The organism is Patulibacter sp. NPDC049589 (assembly GCF_040675535.1).
Taxonomy (GTDB): Bacteria; Actinomycetota; Thermoleophilia; order Solirubrobacterales; family Solirubrobacteraceae; genus Patulibacter.
On the sequence record NZ_JBFAPC010000328.1, the window covers coordinates 1 to 1,813 of the forward strand.

2 protein-coding genes are annotated in these 1,813 nt (G+C 75.2%); both read left to right on the forward strand.

All coding sequences use genetic code 11. From position 1 onward, the window contains the following. Positions 1-375 precede the first annotated feature (375 nt). On the forward strand, positions 376-1,038 hold the full coding sequence (locus AB0L40_RS27755) for a response regulator transcription factor (protein ID WP_364362029.1): 663 nt from the start codon (positions 376-378) through the stop codon (positions 1,036-1,038). Next, positions 1,035-1,760: a hypothetical protein gene (locus AB0L40_RS27760; RefSeq protein WP_364362031.1), complete on the forward strand. Its 726-nt coding sequence runs from the start codon at positions 1,035-1,037 to the stop codon at positions 1,758-1,760. The genes AB0L40_RS27755 and AB0L40_RS27760 overlap by 4 nt, the downstream gene beginning before the upstream one ends. The last annotated feature ends 53 nt before the right edge of the window (positions 1,761-1,813 follow it).

Genomic DNA, 1,813 nt, shown 5'->3' on the forward strand with positions numbered 1-1,813 from the left:
GACGCTCTACAGCTCGACCGAGTTCAAGAAGATCCGGCTCATGTACTTCACCGAGCAGTTCAAGGACTGGGAGCGCGTGAACGCCGGGGTCTGACACCTACGAGGACGTCGTCGACGACTACGTCACCTCCGAACCCGCGATCGACTACGCGGCGGGCTCCGTCCTGCTGCTGGCCGCCCTGCAGGCCGGATGAGCCGGCGGACGGTGCAGCGGTGGGCACGAGGGGCCCGGCCGTGCGGCGCGGGGTGGGCACCCGGGCCGGGTTGCGCGAGGTGCGCGCTGCGGCCGGGTGGCGCGGGACGAGCCTCCGGGCCGCGCGGCCCGGGACGACGAGGACCCCGGCCGTCCGGCGCGGGACGACGGAAGGACGCGCGATGAGGATCCTGGTCGTGGAGGACGAGGCGGAGATCGCCGAGGCGGTGGCGGGCCGGCTGCGCGCCGAGTCCTTCGGCGTCGACGTCGCCGGCACGGTGGCGGAGGCCCGCTTCCACGCGGACCTCCACCCCTACGACGCGATCGTGCTGGATCGGCGGCTGCCCGACGGCGAGGGGCTGGCGCTCTGCGGCGAGTGGCGGGCCGCCGGGGTCGAGACGCCGATCCTGATGCTGACGGCGATGGACCAGACCGGGGACGTCGTCGACGGGTTCTCGGGCGGCGCGGACGACTACCTGACCAAGCCGTTCGCGACCGAGGAGCTCGTCGTCCGCGTGCACGCGCTGCTGCGCCGCCGGCCGACCCGGCGCCTCGAGGTCGTGGAGGCCGGCGACCTCGTGATCGAGACGTCGCGCCGCAGGGTCCGCCGCGACGGCGTGATCGTGCCGCTGACGACGAAGGAGTTCGCGCTCCTGGCGTTCCTCGCCGACCGCGCGGGCGAGGTCGTCGACCGCTTCGACATCCTCGAGTCCTGCTGGGACCAGGCCTACGAGCCCGGGTCCAACGTCGTCGACGTCCACGTCGCGGCGCTGCGCCGCAAGCTCGGGTCCTCGGCGATCGAGACGGTCCGCGGCGCGGGCTACCGGCTGGCGGACGGCGCGTGAGCGCGGCGCAGCTCCTCCGCCTGCGGCGGCGCCTGACGGCGTCGTACGCGGCGGTCTCGCTCGTCGTGCTGCTCGTGCTCGCGGTGATCGCCGTGCTGCAGGCCCACGACCGCCGGCACGAGCAGCTCGACCGGCTGCTGGAGCGCACCGCCCTGTCGGCGACCGGCTTCGCGTACCCCGAGGGCGACCCGAGCCGCCTGACGATCGACCGGCAGCCCGACGGGTACTTCGGGCCCGACCGCCGGCCGGGGTCCCCGGTCCTGGTCGTCGACGAGCACGGGAAGGTGGTCGCCGGGCCGCGGGACGCGCTGGACGGCCCCGCGGCCGCGCGGGCGCTCGCACGGGTCCGGGACGGCCGGCTGCTGCGGATCGCCGACGACGTCTCGGGCGGCGACGACGTGCGCGTGGCGTCCAATCCGATCAACGGTGCCGATCGCCTGCTCGGCGCGATCGTGGCCGTGGAGCCGCTGTCGACCGCGCGGTCGGACCTGCGCGGGACGACGCTCCTGATCGCCGCCGCGACCCTGGGCCTGTGGCTCCTGACCGTCGCCGCCGGCTGGCTGCTGGCGGGCCGGGCGCTGCGGCCCGCCGCGGCGGTCGCCAAGCGGGAGGAGGCGTTCCTGGCCGACGCCGCGCACGAGCTGCGCACGCCGGTGGCCGTGATCCGCGCGCGCCTGCTCCCGTCGCGGTCTCCGAGGGCCCGATCTTCGTCAACGGGCTGAAGGTCACGCCGATCGGCAAGACCCAGCTCGTCGTCGACCCGAAGACGCGGCAG

What these genes read in the sequence shown, in the direction of transcription:
- AB0L40_RS27755 (WP_364362029.1), top strand. Translation starts at nt 376, where the DNA reads ATGAGGATCCTGGTCGTGGAGGACGAGGCGGAGATCGCCGAGGCGGTG.